General features: G+C 72.0%; 13 protein-coding genes. 6 read left to right on the forward strand and 7 right to left on the reverse strand.

What is annotated here, in order from left to right:
• Positions 1-55: 55 nt before the first annotated feature.
• The 3 genes from ACFYPG_RS07590 to ACFYPG_RS07600 form a co-directional block, all read right to left on the reverse strand.
• Positions 56-790 (reverse strand): hypothetical protein, encoded by a 735-nt coding sequence (locus tag ACFYPG_RS07590; RefSeq protein ID WP_387350984.1) that lies wholly within the window; start codon positions 788-790, stop codon positions 56-58.
• A gap of 104 nt (positions 791-894) precedes the next feature.
• Positions 895-1,878, reverse strand: coding sequence for a hypothetical protein (locus ACFYPG_RS07595; RefSeq protein WP_387350985.1), 984 nt, complete (start codon positions 1,876-1,878; stop codon positions 895-897).
• A gap of 4 nt (positions 1,879-1,882) precedes the next feature.
• On the reverse strand, positions 1,883-2,515 hold the full coding sequence (locus tag ACFYPG_RS07600) for an MBL fold metallo-hydrolase (protein ID WP_387350987.1): 633 nt from the start codon (positions 2,513-2,515) through the stop codon (positions 1,883-1,885).
• Between the two features lie 93 nt (positions 2,516-2,608).
• On the opposite strand from ACFYPG_RS07600, the gene ACFYPG_RS07605 reads away from it, so the two are divergent.
• Positions 2,609-3,571: a DUF4349 domain-containing protein gene (locus ACFYPG_RS07605; protein ID WP_387350988.1), complete on the forward strand. Its 963-nt coding sequence runs from the start codon at positions 2,609-2,611 to the stop codon at positions 3,569-3,571.
• Here the strand turns inward: ACFYPG_RS07605 and ACFYPG_RS07610 are convergent.
• Positions 3,528-4,787, reverse strand: coding sequence for an amidohydrolase (locus tag ACFYPG_RS07610; protein ID WP_355009483.1), 1,260 nt, complete (start codon positions 4,785-4,787; stop codon positions 3,528-3,530). The two genes, ACFYPG_RS07605 and ACFYPG_RS07610, sit on opposite strands and share 44 nt — an antisense overlap.
• 482 nt (positions 4,788-5,269) lie before the next feature.
• Entirely contained in the window at positions 5,270-6,853 is a 1,584-nt protein-coding gene (locus tag ACFYPG_RS07615) for a methylmalonyl-CoA mutase (RefSeq protein ID WP_387350989.1), read from the reverse strand.
• Positions 6,854-7,059: 206 nt separating this feature from the next.
• On the opposite strand from ACFYPG_RS07615, the gene ACFYPG_RS07620 reads away from it, so the two are divergent.
• On the forward strand, positions 7,060-9,129 hold the full coding sequence (locus ACFYPG_RS07620; RefSeq protein WP_355009485.1) for a serine/threonine-protein kinase: 2,070 nt from the start codon (positions 7,060-7,062) through the stop codon (positions 9,127-9,129).
• A gap of 48 nt (positions 9,130-9,177) precedes the next feature.
• Positions 9,178-10,842 carry a phospho-sugar mutase gene (locus tag ACFYPG_RS07625; protein ID WP_355009486.1) on the forward strand — a complete coding sequence of 555 codons (1,665 nt, stop codon included), beginning with the start codon at positions 9,178-9,180 and terminating at the stop codon, positions 10,840-10,842.
• Positions 10,843-11,007: 165 nt separating this feature from the next.
• Here ACFYPG_RS07625 and ACFYPG_RS07630 read toward each other — a convergent pair whose 3' ends face one another.
• Both ACFYPG_RS07630 and upp read right to left on the reverse strand, forming a co-directional pair.
• A complete protein-coding gene (locus ACFYPG_RS07630; protein WP_355009487.1) occupies positions 11,008-11,685 on the reverse strand; it encodes a GPP34 family phosphoprotein in 678 nt (225 codons plus the stop codon).
• A 73-nt stretch (positions 11,686-11,758) separates the two neighbouring features.
• Positions 11,759-12,391 (reverse strand): uracil phosphoribosyltransferase, encoded by a 633-nt coding sequence (gene upp, locus ACFYPG_RS07635; RefSeq protein ID WP_355009488.1) that lies wholly within the window; start codon positions 12,389-12,391, stop codon positions 11,759-11,761.
• Between the two features lie 133 nt (positions 12,392-12,524).
• Between upp and deoC the strand changes: the two genes are divergently transcribed.
• From deoC to ACFYPG_RS07650, 3 genes are read left to right on the forward strand one after another with little or no spacing between them, the layout of a single operon-like run.
• Positions 12,525-13,484 carry a deoxyribose-phosphate aldolase gene (gene deoC / locus ACFYPG_RS07640; protein WP_387350992.1) on the forward strand — a complete coding sequence of 320 codons (960 nt, stop codon included), beginning with the start codon at positions 12,525-12,527 and terminating at the stop codon, positions 13,482-13,484.
• Positions 13,485-13,490: 6 nt separating this feature from the next.
• Positions 13,491-14,921, forward strand: a complete 1,431-nt coding sequence (locus ACFYPG_RS07645; RefSeq protein WP_355009490.1) for an aldehyde dehydrogenase family protein — start codon at positions 13,491-13,493, stop codon at positions 14,919-14,921.
• Positions 14,914-15,738 carry an aldehyde dehydrogenase family protein gene (locus ACFYPG_RS07650; RefSeq protein ID WP_355009491.1) on the forward strand — a complete coding sequence of 275 codons (825 nt, stop codon included), beginning with the start codon at positions 14,914-14,916 and terminating at the stop codon, positions 15,736-15,738. Before ACFYPG_RS07645 ends, ACFYPG_RS07650 begins: the two co-directional genes overlap by 8 nt.
• The last annotated feature ends 234 nt before the right edge of the window (positions 15,739-15,972 follow it).

Below are 15,972 nucleotides of genomic sequence, written 5' to 3' on the forward strand. Positions count from 1 at the left end.
CATCCTGGCAGCCGATCCGCTTCGACGCCGCCCATTTTTCCGGCCGACGGGAGGCTCAGCCGAGGTCGACCCGGGTGCGGTGCAGCAACTCCACCAACTCCGCGCCGTCGGCGGGCCCGAGGGCCGTGAACGCCGGCGCGGCCAGTCGGTTGGTCACCGCCTCCGCCCAGAGCCGGCGGCGCACCAACGGTCCGATCGGCGGGTACGGCGGCGGCCAGCCACAGGCCACCGCCCCGGCCTCGCCCTCCGGCCCGGACAGCACGGCCTCCAGCGGGGTCATCCCGGCCGCGCGTACCGCCAGCAGGTAGGCGCCGGTGAAGTGTTCCCGGAGCAGCCGCAGCCCGGCGGCGCTGCGAGCTCCGGGTGAGAGATCCGGAAGCGGCATGGCCCGCCACGCGGCGAAGAGCGGCATCCCACTGGCCTCCGCCGCCACCACCGCCCGCTCGACGAGCACCGACAGGCGCTCGGTGCCGGGCAGCGGGCCGAGCTGCTGCGCCCCCCACCGGCAGCATTCGGCGAGGCTCGCGGCGGCCACCTCGAACGGCGCAACGACCCGGGCGGCGGCGTCCCAACCGTCGGCGACCGCGTCCGGGGCGATGAACCCGAGGGCGGCGGCGGCCGTCTCGGCCCGCACACCGCCGAGCGCGCCGGCCCGGCCGCTGATGTAGAAGGCCCAGCCGGAGATGCCGAGCAGTCGGGCCCGGCGCAACGTGGTCGGGTCCCGGCTGAAGGCGTCGCCCAGGTCGAGCACGACAGGCTTACTGGCGGCCGCGACCTGCTCCGGAGTCACCGCGCCGCCCCGCTCGGGCAACCCGGCCCGGCGACCACGACCACGCCCCGACCCGGGGCCACTCGCCGTGTACGGCGCGCACACTCGTCGTCGTCCATCGATGCTCAGTCTGCCGCGCCACCGCCCGCGTCCGCATCCCCCTCTTCGGCCGCCAGCGCCTCGACCGCCGCCTCGACCTCACCGGCGCGCCGCCGGGCCACGGTGACCGCCCGCTCGGCGGCACGCCGGGCGAGCTTGGCCCGGCTGAGATCCTGCTCGGCGACCGCGCGCCGCCGCTCCAGCTCGGCCAACTCGGCCTCAAGGCGATCGAGTACGGCCACACCGTCGCGCTCCTGCCCGGTCGCCTCGGTCAGCTCGGTCTCCGCCCGCTCCTGGTCGGCCTGGGCCTTCGCCAACTCCCGGTCCAGGGCACGGCGCTGCCGGGCCCGCTCCGCTCGGGCCGCTCGCTGTGCGGCCCGTTCGGCCTGCTCGGCACGCTCGGCCGCCCGGTCCGTACGGGGGGTCGCCTCGGGACGGCCCCGTTGGGGGCCGGGTCGGCGGGCCGGGCGTTCCTCCTCGTGCTCCTCGTCATCGTCGGTGACCAGCCGCAGTTGCGGCCGGGGCACCTCACCGAAGCCGGCGTAGCTGGCCGCCCGCAGCAGGCGGCCCGCCCGCACCTGCTCGGCGACCTCGGCGTCGGAGAACGCCGCGTTCAGCGTCGCCTCCACCTCGGCCAGGGGCAGCCGGCTCGCCGGTGGCGCGTCCGGCTCGGCCGCGGCGAGCTTGCGAACCTCGGCGACCAGGGCGCCGACCACCGCCCGGCGTTGCGCTGACAGCTCCCGCAGTCGGGGCCCCCGCAACTCACGCTGGGCGACTCGCAGGGCGTCGGCGAGCTGCACCAGATCGGCGACCAGCTCCGGGCGTCCGATGGCGAGCAGGTTCACCAACCAGGCGGCCACCGTCGGGCGACGCAGCCGGGCCAGTTGCCGGGCGGTGGTCGCGTCGCCGGCCCGGCGGGCCTCGGCCACAGCGGCGTCCCGGGCGGCCACGAACCGGTCCGGTGGGGTGCGGTAGAGCTGCTGCACCAGCTCCGCGGAGAGGCCGGGCATCGGGTCAGACGTCCACCCGGCTACCGGGCTCCAGTCGCTGGTACTCGGTGCCGGACAGCGCTGTGTACTGCCTGTCGAGCACGCCCAGCCCTTTGTCGTTGAGCAACGCGTCGTGCAGGGCGTACGCGCGCCGCGGCGCGACCGCGCGGATGAAGTCGACCACCTCGGAAAACTTCGACCAGGGGGCGTGGATCGGCGCGAAGAGCGTGTCGACGGGGGTCTCGTCGGGCACGACCAGGGAGTCGCCCGGGTGGTAGACCACGTCGTTGATCAGGTAGCCGAGGTTGTCGACCACCGGGATGTCGGGGTGGATCACGGCGTGTCGTCCCCCGTACGCGCGCACGGCGACCCCGGCGGCGGTGAACGACTCACCGACGCTGACCGGGCGCAGCACGTCAGCCGCGTCGCCCAGGGCCTCGCCGAGCGAGGCGGGCCCGTGGATCGGGAACGGCTGTCGGTCGAGTTGGAGGCGCACCGCTGCCAGATCGAGGTGGTCGGGGTGTTCGTGGGTGATCAGCACCGCGTCCGCACCGTCCAGCGCCGCCGCCGCGTCGCTGAACACCCCGGGGTCGACGACGAGCACTCCCCCGTCGTGTTCCACCCGAAGGCAGGAGTGGGCGTACTTGGTGAGCCGCATCGTGACTCCTCGATTATCGAATCGTGACGTCCTCAGCGCAGTCTGCCGGAACCAGCCGGTGTGCGCGTCGCGTCCGAGCTATCGCCACACCGGTTGACGACGATGGGAGCGGGGATGGACGGACAGGTGGGACGACGCCGCAGTGCGCTGCTGGCGGCGACGACACTGGCGGCGGCCCTGGCGCTGACGGGGTGCGGAGCCGACGACAGCGGGGCGCAGGACAGCGCGGGCACGGCGGCCGAGGCGCCAGCCGCCAACGGCGGTGAGGTGAACCGGGACGCCGCCGCGGGCGCACCGGAGGGGGCTGGCGCCGGCGCACCCGACCTACGGGTCGACCAGCGGGCGATCATCTACACCGGAAAGATGCGGGTGCAGGTGGACGATGTGGACTCTGCCGCCCGCGAGGCCACCGCCGCGGCCGGTCGGGCCGGCGGCTTCGTCGGCGGCGACCAGCGGCACAGCGCCGACGCCGACGCGGTGGCGGAGTTGGAGTTGCGGGTGCCGGCGGCGAAGTTCACCGGCGTGGTGGAGGAGATCGCGAAGCTCGGTCGGCAGCAGAGCCGGGAGATCAACACTCAGGACGTCACCGAGGAAACGGTCGACCTGGAGGCCCGGATCACCAGTCAGCGAGCCCGGGTGGAGAGCGCCCGCCGGTTGCTGTCCCGGGCCACCTCGATCACCGACCTGGTGTCGCTGGAGAACGAGTTGGGTCGACGGGAGGCCGACCTGGCCTCGCTGGAAGCCAAGAAGCGACGCCTGGCCGACCTGACCGCCCTCTCCACGATCACCGTGTCGCTGGCCGGGCCGGCGGCGAAGGACACCGAGGAGAAGGCCGAGACCGGCTTCCTCGTCGGACTCAGGGGCGGCTGGAAGGCGTTCGTCGTCTCGATGACCGTCCTGCTCACGGTGCTGGGCGCACTGCTGCCGTGGCTGGTGGCGCTGGGCGTACCGCTGGTGGCGCTGCTGGTGGTGCTGCGCCGACGGCGCAAGCCCTCGGCTCTGGTCGCGCCGGTCAGCGCGCCGCCGCCAGTGCCCGCAACGCGGTCTGCACCATGACGCGGACGCCGACCGCTATGGACCGCTCGTCCACGTCGAAGCTCGCCCGGTGCAGGTCGACGTTGGGGCCGGCGCGACCCACGCCGAGCCGGGCGAGGGCGCCGGGGACGTACTCCAGGTACCAGGAGAAGTCCTCGCCGCCCATGCTCTGCGGTGTCTCGGCGATCCCGTCCGGACCGAGGGCGGCGGCGGTGGCGGCGGTCAGCACCTGGATGGCGCGGGCGTCGTTGCACACCGGCGGCCGGCCGCGCAGGTATTCCAGATCGACAGTGGCACCGGTCGGCGCGATCACGTCCCGCACCACCTGAGCGACGATCTTGGGAGCCTTCTCCCAGGTGTCGCGATCCATCACCCGGAGGGTGCCGGACGCGCTCGCCTCGGACGGGATGACGTTGTAGCGGGTGCCGGCCGAGGCGTGGCCGAAGACCAGCAGCAGGCCGCTGTTGGCCGGCACCCGACGACTGACCAGGGCCGGCACCTCGGTGATCAGCCGACCGAGCGCGTCGACCATGTCGACGGTCAGGTGCGGGCGGGCGGTGTGCCCGCCCGGGCCGGAGAGTCGGACTGTCACGTTGTCGGCGGCCGCGGTGATCGGGCCGACCCGCAGGCCGACCTGGCCCACCGGCAGGTTCGGGTCGCAGTGCAGCGCGAAGATCTGCACCACGTCGTCCAGGCCGCCGGCCTCGATGACCTCCAGCGAACCGCAGGGCAGGATCTCCTCGGCCGGCTGGAAGATGAGCCGGACCCGACCGTCCAGCTCACCCAGGTCGGCGAGTTGGGCCAGCAGCATGCCGACGCCGAGCAGGACCGAGGTGTGCACGTCGTGCCCGCAGGCGTGGCAGACGCCCTCCACGGTCGACCGGTACGGGACGTCCTTGGGGTCGTCCAGCGGCAGCGCGTCGATGTCGGCGCGCAGCGCCACTACCGGGCCGTCCGGCCTGCCGTTGACGTCGCAGATCACGCCGTTGCCCTTGGGCAGCAGGCGCGGGCTCAGCCCGGCCAGCGACAGCTCCCGGGCGATCAGCGCGGCCGTCTCGAACTCGTTGCCGGAAAGCTCAGGGTGCGAGTGGAGGTGACGGCGCGTAGCGATCAGCCCCGGTACCCGGAGCGCGAGAAGGTGGTCCAACTCGCGGGGCAGGGGCTCGGATCCCGGTGGCGTCTCCGGCCAGGACGACGCCAGCTGGCCACTCGTGGGCAGCGTCAACGCACTCGTCACGTCGAATTCTCGATCACTAGGAATGGATGGATCATCGGGGACAGCAGACAGCCTAGACCTCCGACGGTGACGCTGCGCAACCTCGTTACGGTAATGATCGGACCGCGCAGAGTCACGTATGCCCTGCTGGGGCCGCTCGTCAAGGCGGGGGACAGCAGGTAGATCACGGTCGAATGCCGTCATCAGCCCCTCACCTCCTACAACGCGTAACCGGTCGCGGCGGTCCCGAATCCCGGTCGACAGTCGGAGACCCGTTGCCAAATTGTCGCATTAGTCGGGGTGATGAACTGACACTCCGACAATTAGCCGACCACACAGCGCAACGAGCCGGATAAGGACGCTCACACGCACCCACCCGCCGTAGGCGCACAGGGTGTGCGTCCCGGCTCAACCGACCGGATACCCGCTGAGAGCGCCGGACACACCGCGCCCCGAGGCCGCAGTCGCGGCGCGCCCCGAGGCACGCAGTCGCGGCTGGACGCTCAGAATCGGTCGGTGGGGCGGTACAACCCCCATACCTCACGCAACGTCCCGCAGACCTCACCCACTGTCGCCCGGGCCCGCAGCGCCTCCTTCATCGGGTACAACACGTTCTCCGTACCCTCGGCGGCGGCCCGAAGATCGGCGAGAGCCCGTGCCACCGCGTCGGCGTCCCGCTCGGAACGCAACCGGGCCAGCCGGTCGGCCTGGGCCGCCTCGATCGTCGGGTCGACCCGCAGCGGCTCGTACGGCTCCTCCTCGTCCACCGTGAACCGGTTGAGCCCGACCACCACCCGCTCCCCCGAGTCGATCTCCTGGGCGATCCGGTACGCGGACTGCTCGATCTCCCGCTTCTGGAACCCGGCCTCGATCGCGTCCACCGCCGAGCCGTGGTCGGCCACCCGCTCCATCAACTCGACAGCGGCGGCCTCGATCTCGGCGGTCATCGCCTCCACCACGTACGACCCGGCGAACGGGTCGACGGTGGAGGTCAGGTCCGTCTCATAGGCCAGCACCTGCTGGGTACGCAGCGCGAGCCGGGCCGCCTTCTCGGTAGGCAGCGCGATCGCCTCGTCGAAGCTGTTGGTGTGCAGCGACTGGGTGCCACCGAGCACGGCGCCCAGACCCTGCACCGCCACCCGAACCAGGTTCACCTCCGGCTGCTGGGCGGTGAGCTGCACGCCCGCGGTCTGGGTGTGGAACCGCAGCATCATCGACTTCGGATCCTTGGCGCCGAAGTCGTCACGCATCAGCCGAGCCCAGATCCGCCGGGCGGCGCGGAACTTCGCCACCTCCTCCAGCAGCGTGGTGCGGGCCACGAAGAAGAACGACAGCCGGGGCGCGAAGTCGTCGACGGCGAGCCCCGCGGCCAGCGCCGCCCGCACGTACTCCACCCCGTTCGCCAGCGTGAACGCGATCTCCTGCGCGGGCGTCGCGCCGGCCTCCGCCATGTGGTAGCCGGAGATGGAGATGGTGTTCCACTTCGGCACCTCGCTGCGGCAGTACGCGAACGTGTCGGCCACCAGGCGCAGCGACGGCTTCGGCGGGAAGATGTACGTCCCCCGGGCGATGTACTCCTTGAGGATGTCGTTCTGGATGGTGCCGTTGAGCGCCGTGCCCGGCACCCCGTTCTCCTCGGCGACGAGTTGGTAGAGCAGCAGCAGCACCGAACCGGGCGCGTTGATGGTCATCGAGGTGGACACCTTGTCCAGTGGAATGTCGGCGAAGAGCAGCCGCATGTCCTCGATGGAGTCGATCGCGACACCCACCTTGCCGACCTCGCCGTGCGCGATCGGCTCGTCCGAGTCGTAGCCCATCTGGGTCGGCAGGTCGAACGCGACCGAGAGGCCCATCGTGCCGGCCCGCAACAACTGGTGGTACCGCGCGTTGGACTCGATGGCGGTGCCGAAGCCGGCGTACTGGCGCATCGTCCACGGGCGGGAGGTGTACATGGTGGGGTAGACACCCCGGGTGTACGGAAACTCGCCCGGGCTGCCGAGCCGGGAGTCCAGTTCTTCCGGAAGGTCGGCCTCCGTGTAGACGCCGTTGATCGGAAAACCGGACTCACTTGACCGCCGTTGGTTCATCCCCGGATGGTAGGACGCCCGGCCACGTCGTCGGGTGAGGGATACCGCACAGTGCGTCCCGAGCGGTCGACAGCAGGTGAACGACAGGGCACGTTCTGTCGACTTCGACAAACGTCCGCCGCGTCGGCTTTCGCATCCGGCGTCGGAACCAGCAAGATAGGGGGGTTGTGTCCCAGCCCCCCTCGATTTCCCCCGGTGGCTTTTCTGTGACTCAGATCCCGACGTGGAGCGGCGGACCAGTCAGTCCCGCCAACGGACGAGCGGCGCCCGGCACCACCATTGGTGACCGGTACTCGCTGCGGTCCTCGGTGGGCAACGGCGGCATGGGCACGGTGTGGCGCGCCACAGACACCCTGCTGCGCCGTGACGTGGCGGTGAAGGAGGTCGTCCTGCCCCCAGGGCTGGCCCCCAGCGACCGCGACGCGATGTACGAACGCACCCTGCGCGAGGCCCGCGCCGCCGCCGCCATCCAGCACCCCGCCGTGGTGCAGGTGTACGACGTGGTCACCGAGGCGGGCCGGCCGTGGATCGTGATGGAGCTGCTGGACGCCCGCAGCCTCGCCGACATGGTGATCGAGGACGGGCCGGTCGCGCCCCGGGCCGTCGCCAAGATCGGCATTGCGCTGCTCGGCGCGTTGGAGGTCGCGCACGCGATCGGCGTGCTGCACCGCGACGTCAAACCCGCCAACGTGCTGATCTGCACCGACGGGCGCTGCGTGCTGACCGACTTCGGGGTCGCCCGGATGCCCACCGACGTGCAGCTCACCACCCCGGGCATGGTGCTCGGCTCACCGCACTTCATCTCGCCCGAGCGGGCCATGGGCCAGGAGTTCGGGCCGCCGAGTGACCTCTTCTCGCTGGGTGTGACGCTCTACACCGCTGTCGAGGGGCGCCCCCCGTTCGACAAGGGCGACCCGATCGAGACCATGCACGCCGTGGTGGAGGACCCGCCCGCCCCACCGCAGCGCAGCGGCCCGCTGACCCGGGTGCTGATGGGTCTGCTCGAGAAGGACCCGGCGCGCCGACTCGACGTGCACACCTCCCGGGCCATGCTGCGCGAGCTGCTCGCCGGCCCGCTGGGCAGCACGGCGACGGCTGTGCACTCGGTCACCGACCCGTACGCCGTGGTACCGGTGCAGCAGCGCCCCATCCCCGTCCTGCCGCCGCCCCAGCCGGAGCCGAAGCCGGACAGCCAGATCGGCGGCAAGGCGATGCTGGCCCCGGGCGAGTCCCTGACCGACCGGCTGGCCTCGCTGCGCCGGGGCGAGCGCCCGCAGGCGGCAGCTCGCCCGGCCGGCACCACCGGGGGTCTCGACGAGACCAGCGCCGACGCGTTGGCCGGCCCGCTGCACACGCCGACCGGCGCGATGCCGACGACGGGCCGACCGGCGGCCGGGCGCACCTACGGCGGCAACGCGGACGCCACCCAGCGGGTGGACGCCGGCGGGCACCCCGACGCCACCCAGCGGGTCAGCTACGGCAGCCCGGCCGATGCCACCCAGCAGGTCGGGTACGGCGGCGCAGCACCGGAGGCCACCCAGCGCGTCGGCGGCACCTACGGCGGCGGCAACCAGTGGTCGGTGCCGGGCACCGGCCAGCCCTGGGCGACCACGCCGGCCGCTTCGGGCGGCAGCGCGCTGGACAAGGCCAGGGCCACCGGAGGTCAGCTCGTCACCACGGTCAAGGGCTGGCCGCGCAAGGTGCAGCTCGCCGCGGCCGGCGGCCTGGTCGTCGTGCTGCTGCTCACCGCGGTGGCGCTCTCCGGCGGCGACGACGCCCCGCCGAGCACCCCTGCCGCGCAGCCCACCACCGCCGCCCCGGCGGCTCCCACCGTCGAAATGCAGGAGCACACGGCCCGCGGGATCCAGGTCATGGTGCCGAAGGGCTGGAAGAAGTCCACCGGCGGCTCGTACACCGATTACATCGACCCGGCCGACAGCGGCCGCAAGGTCCGCATCATCACCGAGAAGTGGACCAGCAGCTCCGTCCGGTGGGCCGAGACGGCCGAGAACGGCCTCAAGACCCGGAGCACCTCCTGCGTCAAGCCGTACAACCAGATCTCCTCCACGGAGACCGAACTGGCCAGCAGGCCGGCAGCCGAATTCGAGTACACCTGCGGCGCGGGTGACGCGATGCGGCACGGTGTCTGGCGGGGAGTCGCGCAGGACGGCAAGGCGTACTCGTTCTACCTCACCGCCACGGACGCCAAGTTCGCGGAGAGCAAGGCGATCTTCGACGAGATGGCACGGACGTTCCAGCTCACCGGGAACGGCTGAGCCGGAGGGAACCCACAGGGGTGATCCGTCGCCGTGCTATCAAGGGGCATGGCGGCGGACAGCACTGACATCGACGACATTCGCGAGCAAGCCCGGCGTTGGCTGGCCGACGACCCCGACCCGGCCAGCCGGGACGAGCTGACGGCGGTGCTCGACGGTCTCCCGGCGAGCGGCCCCGAGCTGGCCGACCGGTTCGCCGGCCCGCTGACCTTCGGCACGGCGGGCCTGCGCGGCCCGCTGCGCGCCGGCCCGAACGGGATGAACCTCGCCGTTGTCACCCAGGCCGCTTCCGGCCTGGTCACCTGGCTCGCGGCCCAGGGTGGCACCGGTCCCCTGGTGATCGGGTACGACGCCCGGCACGGCTCCCGGCAGTTCGCCGAGCGCACGGCCCAGGTGGCGACCGGCGCTGGCCGCCCGGCGCTGTTGCTGCCCCGCCCGCTGCCCACCCCGGTGCTGGCATACGCCGTGCGGCACCTCGGCGGTGTCGCCGGCGTCATGGTCACGGCCAGCCACAACCCGCCGCAGGACAACGGCTACAAGGTCTACCTCGGCGCGGAGCTGGGCGGCGAGTTGGGCGCCGGCGCGCAGATCGTGCCACCCGCCGACGCCGGTATCGAGGCCGCCATCCGATCGGTCGGGCCGCTGGCCCAGGTGCCGTTGGGCGAGCCGGGTCAGGTGCTCGGCGACGACCTGGTCGCCTCGTACGTCGAACGGGCCACCGCGGTGATCGACCCGGACGGGCCACGGGACCTGACTGTGGCGTACACCCCCCTGCACGGGGTGGGCGCGGCGGTGCTCACCGCCGCCTTCGCAAGCGCTGGTTTCCCGACCCCCGGAGTGGTGCCCGACCAGGCCGAGCCGGACCCGGCTTTCCCCACCGTGTCGTTCCCCAACCCGGAGGAGCCGGGTGCGGTGGACCGGCTGATCGCCCTGGCCGACTCCACCGGCGCGGACCTCGCCATCGCCAACGACCCGGACGCCGACCGTTGCGCGGTGGTCGTCCGGGACCGCGACGGCTGGCGGATGCTGCGGGGCGACGAGGTGGGCGTCCTGCTCGCCGATCACCTGATGCGCCGGGGGGTGACCGGGCTCTACGCCACCACCATCGTGTCGTCGTCACTGCTGCGGGCGATGTGCGCGGCCCGGGGCCTGCCCTACGACGAGACGCTGACCGGCTTCAAGTGGATCGTGCGGGCCGGCGGAGGAAGCGCGCCGCTGGTCTTCGGCTACGAGGAGGCGCTCGGCTACTGCGTCGCCCCGGAACACGTCCGGGACAAGGACGGCATCACCGCCGCGCTGACAGTGGCCGAGTTGGCCGCCGGCCTGAAGACGCAGGGTCGCACGCTGACCGACCGGCTGGACGAGCTGGCTGCCGAGTTCGGCGTACACCACACGGACCAGCTCTCCGCCCGGGTGGACGACCTGCGGGTCATCTCCGATGCGATGGCCCGGATCCGGGCGGCCACCCCGGCCACCCTGCTCGGGCAGCCGGTGGACAGCGTTCGGGACCTGCTGCCCGAGTCGGACGTGGTGATCCTGCGGACCGCGGCGGCCCGGGTGGTGATCCGCCCGTCCGGGACCGAGCCGAAGCTCAAGGCGTACCTCGAGGTGGTGGAGCCGGTCTCGGATGGTGACGTCCCGGCGGCCCGCAGCCGGGCGGCGCAGGCGGTCGTCGGGCTGCGGGCCGAGGTCGGCGCCGCTCTCGGCATCTGACGCCGCGAAGGACCCGTCCGCCCAGCACGTTCCCTTTGCTCTGCACCCGCGGATGCGCCAGGTGCCATCGGGGAGCCGACATGCGGCGGTCGCCAGACGCCGGCTGCTCGTGGTGCATCTTCGGGTGCAGAGCAAAGGATGGCAGGGGCGTGCTGGCTTCGACGGTCAGGCGCGCTTGCCGAGGGCCTGGTCGACGGCCTTGGCCAGGGCGGCGACGACCAGGCCGACCGACGGGCGGACCACCGAGTCGTCGGTGCTCACCTCGCCGGAGAACCCGGCGCCGGTGGCGATCTCCGTCAGCCGGCGGCGGGCGTCGGCGGCGGCCTCGCCGCTCACCCCGAGCGCGGACTCCATCCGGAGCACCACCACCAGGGTGGCCAGCGCGGCGGTCCGCTCGTCCGGGGCTGCCGCGCCGGTCAGCGCCTCGGCCAGCCGCTGCCGGGTCTCCGCCTCGACGGAGGTGTCCACGACCGGGTAACGGTGCACGTGGATGAAGCCCAGCTCGGTCTCGTCGACGTCCCGGACGACACCCTGCCGGCACAGGTCGGCGAGGATCCGGTCGCGCAGGCCGTGCCGCAGACGCTGTACCCAGGACGCTGGGCTGTGCGGGGTGTCGGCCGCGATCCGGCCGAGGACATCGTCGCTGAACGGCTCGCCGGTGGGCGTCGGGTCGATCACCGCCAGGGACCCGTCTGCGTACGCGATCCGGCCGGTCAGGGCCAGCTCGACCAGCACCGCGGCGGCCATGCCCAGGTCCAGGCTGATCCGTGGCATCGTCGCCTTGCCGGTCGTGTCGTCGTAGGCGAGGAGCAGCAACTCCTCGGCGAGCGCAACACCAGTCATGGCCGGAGACGGTAGCGGGTCCGCGCACCCGGTGCACGGACCCCGCCGGACCCGGCACCGACCGGGTCTCCCGTCAGAAGCGGGGCATGCCACCGAACTGGCGGTCGCCGGCGTCGCCGAGGCCGGGGACGATGAACATGTGGTCGTTGAGCCCCTCGTCGATCGAGGCCGTGACCAGGCGCAACGGCAGGCCGGAGCGCTCCAGCCGGTCGATGCCGACCGGGGCGGCGAGCACACAGAGCACTGTGATGTCAGTGCAGCCGCGGTCGGCCAGCAGCTGGCAGCAGTGCTCCAGCGAACCGCCGGTGGCCAGCATCGGGTCGAGCACCAGCACCGGCAGCCCGGCCAGGTCGCGTGGCAGCGACTCCATGTACGCGCGGGGCTCGTAGGTCGCCTCGTCGCGGGCCAGGCCCACGAAACCCATCGAGGACTCGGGCAGCAGACCCAGCGCGGCGTCCGCCATGCCCAGCCCGGCGCGCAGCACCGGGACCAGCAGCGGCGGGTTGGCCAGTCGGGTGCCCTCGGTGCCGGTGACCGGCGTCTGCACCGGGTACCGCTCGACGGGGAAGGAACGCGCCGCCTCGTACACCAGCATGGTGGTCAGTTCGTGCAGCGCCGCCCGGAACGTCGAGGAATCGGTGCGCGCGTCCCGCATGGCGGTCAACCTTGACTGGGCCAGCGGGTGGTCAATGACGTGTACGTCCACGATCGCTCAACCTACCGGTCCGTACCCCGCGACGGTGCGGGTGCGGTCGGACCAGGGACGCCGCTCACGTCGGAACGCCATCGAGAGGTCGTGAGCAAGATCACTCGGCGGTCTCGTGCGTAGACTTCTCGGCATGACGGCGACAACGACGTCGGCCCGGTCGGAGCTCTCCGAGCTGGGACGATCCGAGACCGCTCTGCGGACCTTCCTGCACGGCCTGCCCGGCGTGGACCAGGTCGGCGCGGAGCAGCGGGCGGCACAGCTCGGCACCCGCTCCATCAAGACCACCGCCAAGGCGCAGGCGATCGACCTGGCGATCCGGATGGTCGACCTGACCACCCTGGAAGGGGCGGACACCCCGGGCAAGGTGCGCGCGCTCGCCGCGAAGGCCCTGCGCCCGGACCCGGCCGACCCGTCCTGCCCGCACGTCGGCGCGGTCTGCGTCTACCCGGCGATGGTCCCCCACGTGGCAGAGGTGCTGCGCGGCTCCGGTGTGCACCTGGCCAGCGTGGCGACCGCGTTCCCCTCGGGTCAGGCGCCGTTGGAGATCAAGCTGGCAGACACCCGGGCCGCCGTCGCGGCCGGTGCCGACGAGATCGACATGGTGATCAACCGGGGTGCCTTCCTGGCCGGGCGGTACAAGGAGGTCTACGACGAGATCGTGGCCACCAAGGAAGCCTCCGGGGACGCCCATCTCAAGGTGATCCTGGAGACCGGCGAGCTGGCCACCTACGACAACGTCCGGCGGGCCTCCTGGCTGGCCATGCTGGCCGGCGGCGACTTCATCAAGACCTCCACCGGCAAGGTCCCGATCGCGGCGACGATGCCGGTGAGCCTGGTGATGCTGGAAGCGGTGCGCGACTTCCGCGAAGCGACCGGGCGGCAGGTGGGCGTGAAGCCCGCCGGTGGCATCAAGACCACCAAGGACGCGATCAAGTACCTGGTGATGGTCAACGAGACCGTCGGCCCGGACTGGCTCGACCCGGACTGGTTCCGCTTCGGCGCGTCCAGCCTGCTCAACGACCTGCTGATGCAGCGCACCAAGCTGACGACCGGCGTCTACTCCGGTCCCGACTACTTCACCCTGGACTGATAGCCGATGTTCGAATACGCCCCCGCCCCCGAGTCCCGCTCGGTGGTGGACCTCAAACCCTCGTACGGGCTGTTCATCGACGGCACGTTCGTCGACCCGACCGACGGTGGCAGCTTCAAGTCGATCAACCCCGCCTCCGAGGAGGTGCTGGCCGAGGTCGCCGAGGCCGGCGCCCAGGACGTGGAACGCGCGGTGCGCGCCGCCCGCAAGGCGTACGACAAGGTCTGGGGCCCGATGCCGGGCCGGGACCGGGCGAAGTACCTGTACCGGATCGCCCGGCTCATCCAGGAGCGCTCCCGCGAGCTGGCCGTCCTGGAGTCGCTGGACAACGGCAAGCCGATCCGCGAGTCCCGCGACGTCGACCTGCCACTGGTCGCCGCGCACTTCTTCTACTACGCGGGCTGGGCCGACAAGCTCCCGCACGCCGGTTTCGGTGCCAACCCGCGCCCCATCGGCGTGGCCGCGCAGGTCATCCCGTGGAACTTCCCGCTGCTCATGCTGGCCTGGAAGATCGCCCCGGCGCTGGCCGCAGGCAACACGGTGGTGCTGAAGCCGGCCGAGACCACCCCACTGACCGCGCTGCTCTTCGCCGAGATCTGCCAGCAGGCCGAGCTGCCGGCCGGTGTGGTCAACATCCTCACCGGCGCTGGCGACACCGGCCGCGCGCTCGTCGAGCACCCCGGCGTGGACAAGGTCGCCTTCACCGGCTCCACCGACGTGGGCAGGGCCATCGCCCGTTCCGTCGCCGGCACCAGCAAGAAGCTCACCCTGGAGCTGGGCGGCAAGGCCGCCAACATCGTCTTCGACGACGCACCCATCGACCAGGCCGTCGAGGGCATCGTCAACGGCATCTTCTTCAACCAGGGGCACGTCTGCTGCGCCGGCTCCCGACTGCTGGTCCAGGAGAACGTGGCCGACCGAGTACTGGACTCGCTGAAGCGACGGATGGCTCAGCTCCGGGTCGGTGACCCACTGGACAAGAACACCGACGTCGGCGCGATCAACTCGGCCGCCCAGCTGGAGCGGATCCGTGAGCTGTCCGACGCCGGCTCGGCCGAGGGCGCCGAGCGCTGGTCACCGCCGTGCGACCTGCCCGACCGGGGCTTCTGGTTCGCGCCGACCATCTTCACCGGCGTCACCCAGGCACACCGGATCGCCCGCGAGGAGATCTTCGGCCCGGTGCTGTCGGTGCTGACCTTCCGCACCCCGGCCGAGGCCGTCGAGAAGGCCAACAACACGCCGTACGGGCTGTCGGCCGGGATCTGGACCGACAAGGGCTCCCGGATCCTGTGGATGGCCGACCGGCTACGCGCCGGCGTGGTCTGGGCCAACACCTTCAACAAGTTCGACCCCACCTCGCCGTTCGGTGGTTACAAGGAGTCGGGCTACGGTCGCGAGGGCGGCCGGCACGGGCTGGAGGGGTACCTCAATGTCTGAGCGGGTCGCGGTACGCAAGACGTACAAGCTCTTCATCGGCGGGAAGTTCCCGCGCAGCGAGTCGGGACGGTCGTATCTCGTGCAGTCCTCGAATGTGTCACTGGCCTCCCGCAAGGACGCCCGGGACGCGGTGGTCGCCGCCCGCGCCGCCGTCAAGGGCTGGGCTGGCGCGACCGCGTACAACCGGGGTCAGATCCTCTACCGGGCCGCCGAGATGCTGGAGGGCCGCCGCGAACAGTTCGTCGCCCTGGGCATCCCCGGCGACGAGGTGGACGCCGCTGTCGACCGCTGGGTCTGGTACGCCGGCTGGGCCGACAAGGTGGCCCAGGTGTACGGCGGTGCCAACCCGGTCGCCGGCCCGTACTTCAACATCTCCGCGCCCGAGCCGACCGGCGTGGTCGCTGTGGTCGCCCCGGAGCGCCCGGCGCTGCTCGGCCTGGTCAGCGTGATCGCCCCGGCGATCGTCACCGGCAACACGGTGGTGGTGGCGGCATCCCCGAGCGAGCCGCTGGCGGCGGTGACGCTGGCCGAGGTGCTGGCCACCTCCGACCTGCCCGGCGGTGTGGTCAACATCCTCACCGGCGCGATCACCGAGACCGCGCCGACGCTGGCCGCGCACATGGACGTCAATGCGATCGACCTGACCGGGGTCACCGACGCCGCGCTCGCCACCGACCTGGAGGTCAAGGCGGCGGACAACCTCAAGCGGGTGCTCCGGCCGGCCCCGGCCGACCACGACTGGACCGGTGACCCGGGGGTGGCGCCGATGACCGCGCTGCTGGAGACGAAGACGGTGTGGCACCCGAAGGGGGTGTGATCGGCTTTTTTCGGCCTCTGGGTTTCTGTCCGGGGCGGTTTTCCGGGGGGAGCCCGCCCACTCCGGGCGGTCAGGATCCACGGCGCCTTCAGGGATGTTGCTGCCTCCAGCGCCTCGGAGGCAGCAACATCCCTGTTCTTGCCCTGTGCTTGTCCTGTTCCGCCGATCTCCCCTGGTGATCATGGGGTTGGCGGGGGCTTTGATCTCTTTCGGCCCGGTCAATCCCATGATCGC

Origin of the sequence: Micromonospora sp. NPDC005553 (assembly GCF_042871765.1) — a bacterium.
Taxonomy (GTDB): domain Bacteria; phylum Actinomycetota; class Actinomycetes; order Mycobacteriales; family Micromonosporaceae; genus Micromonospora.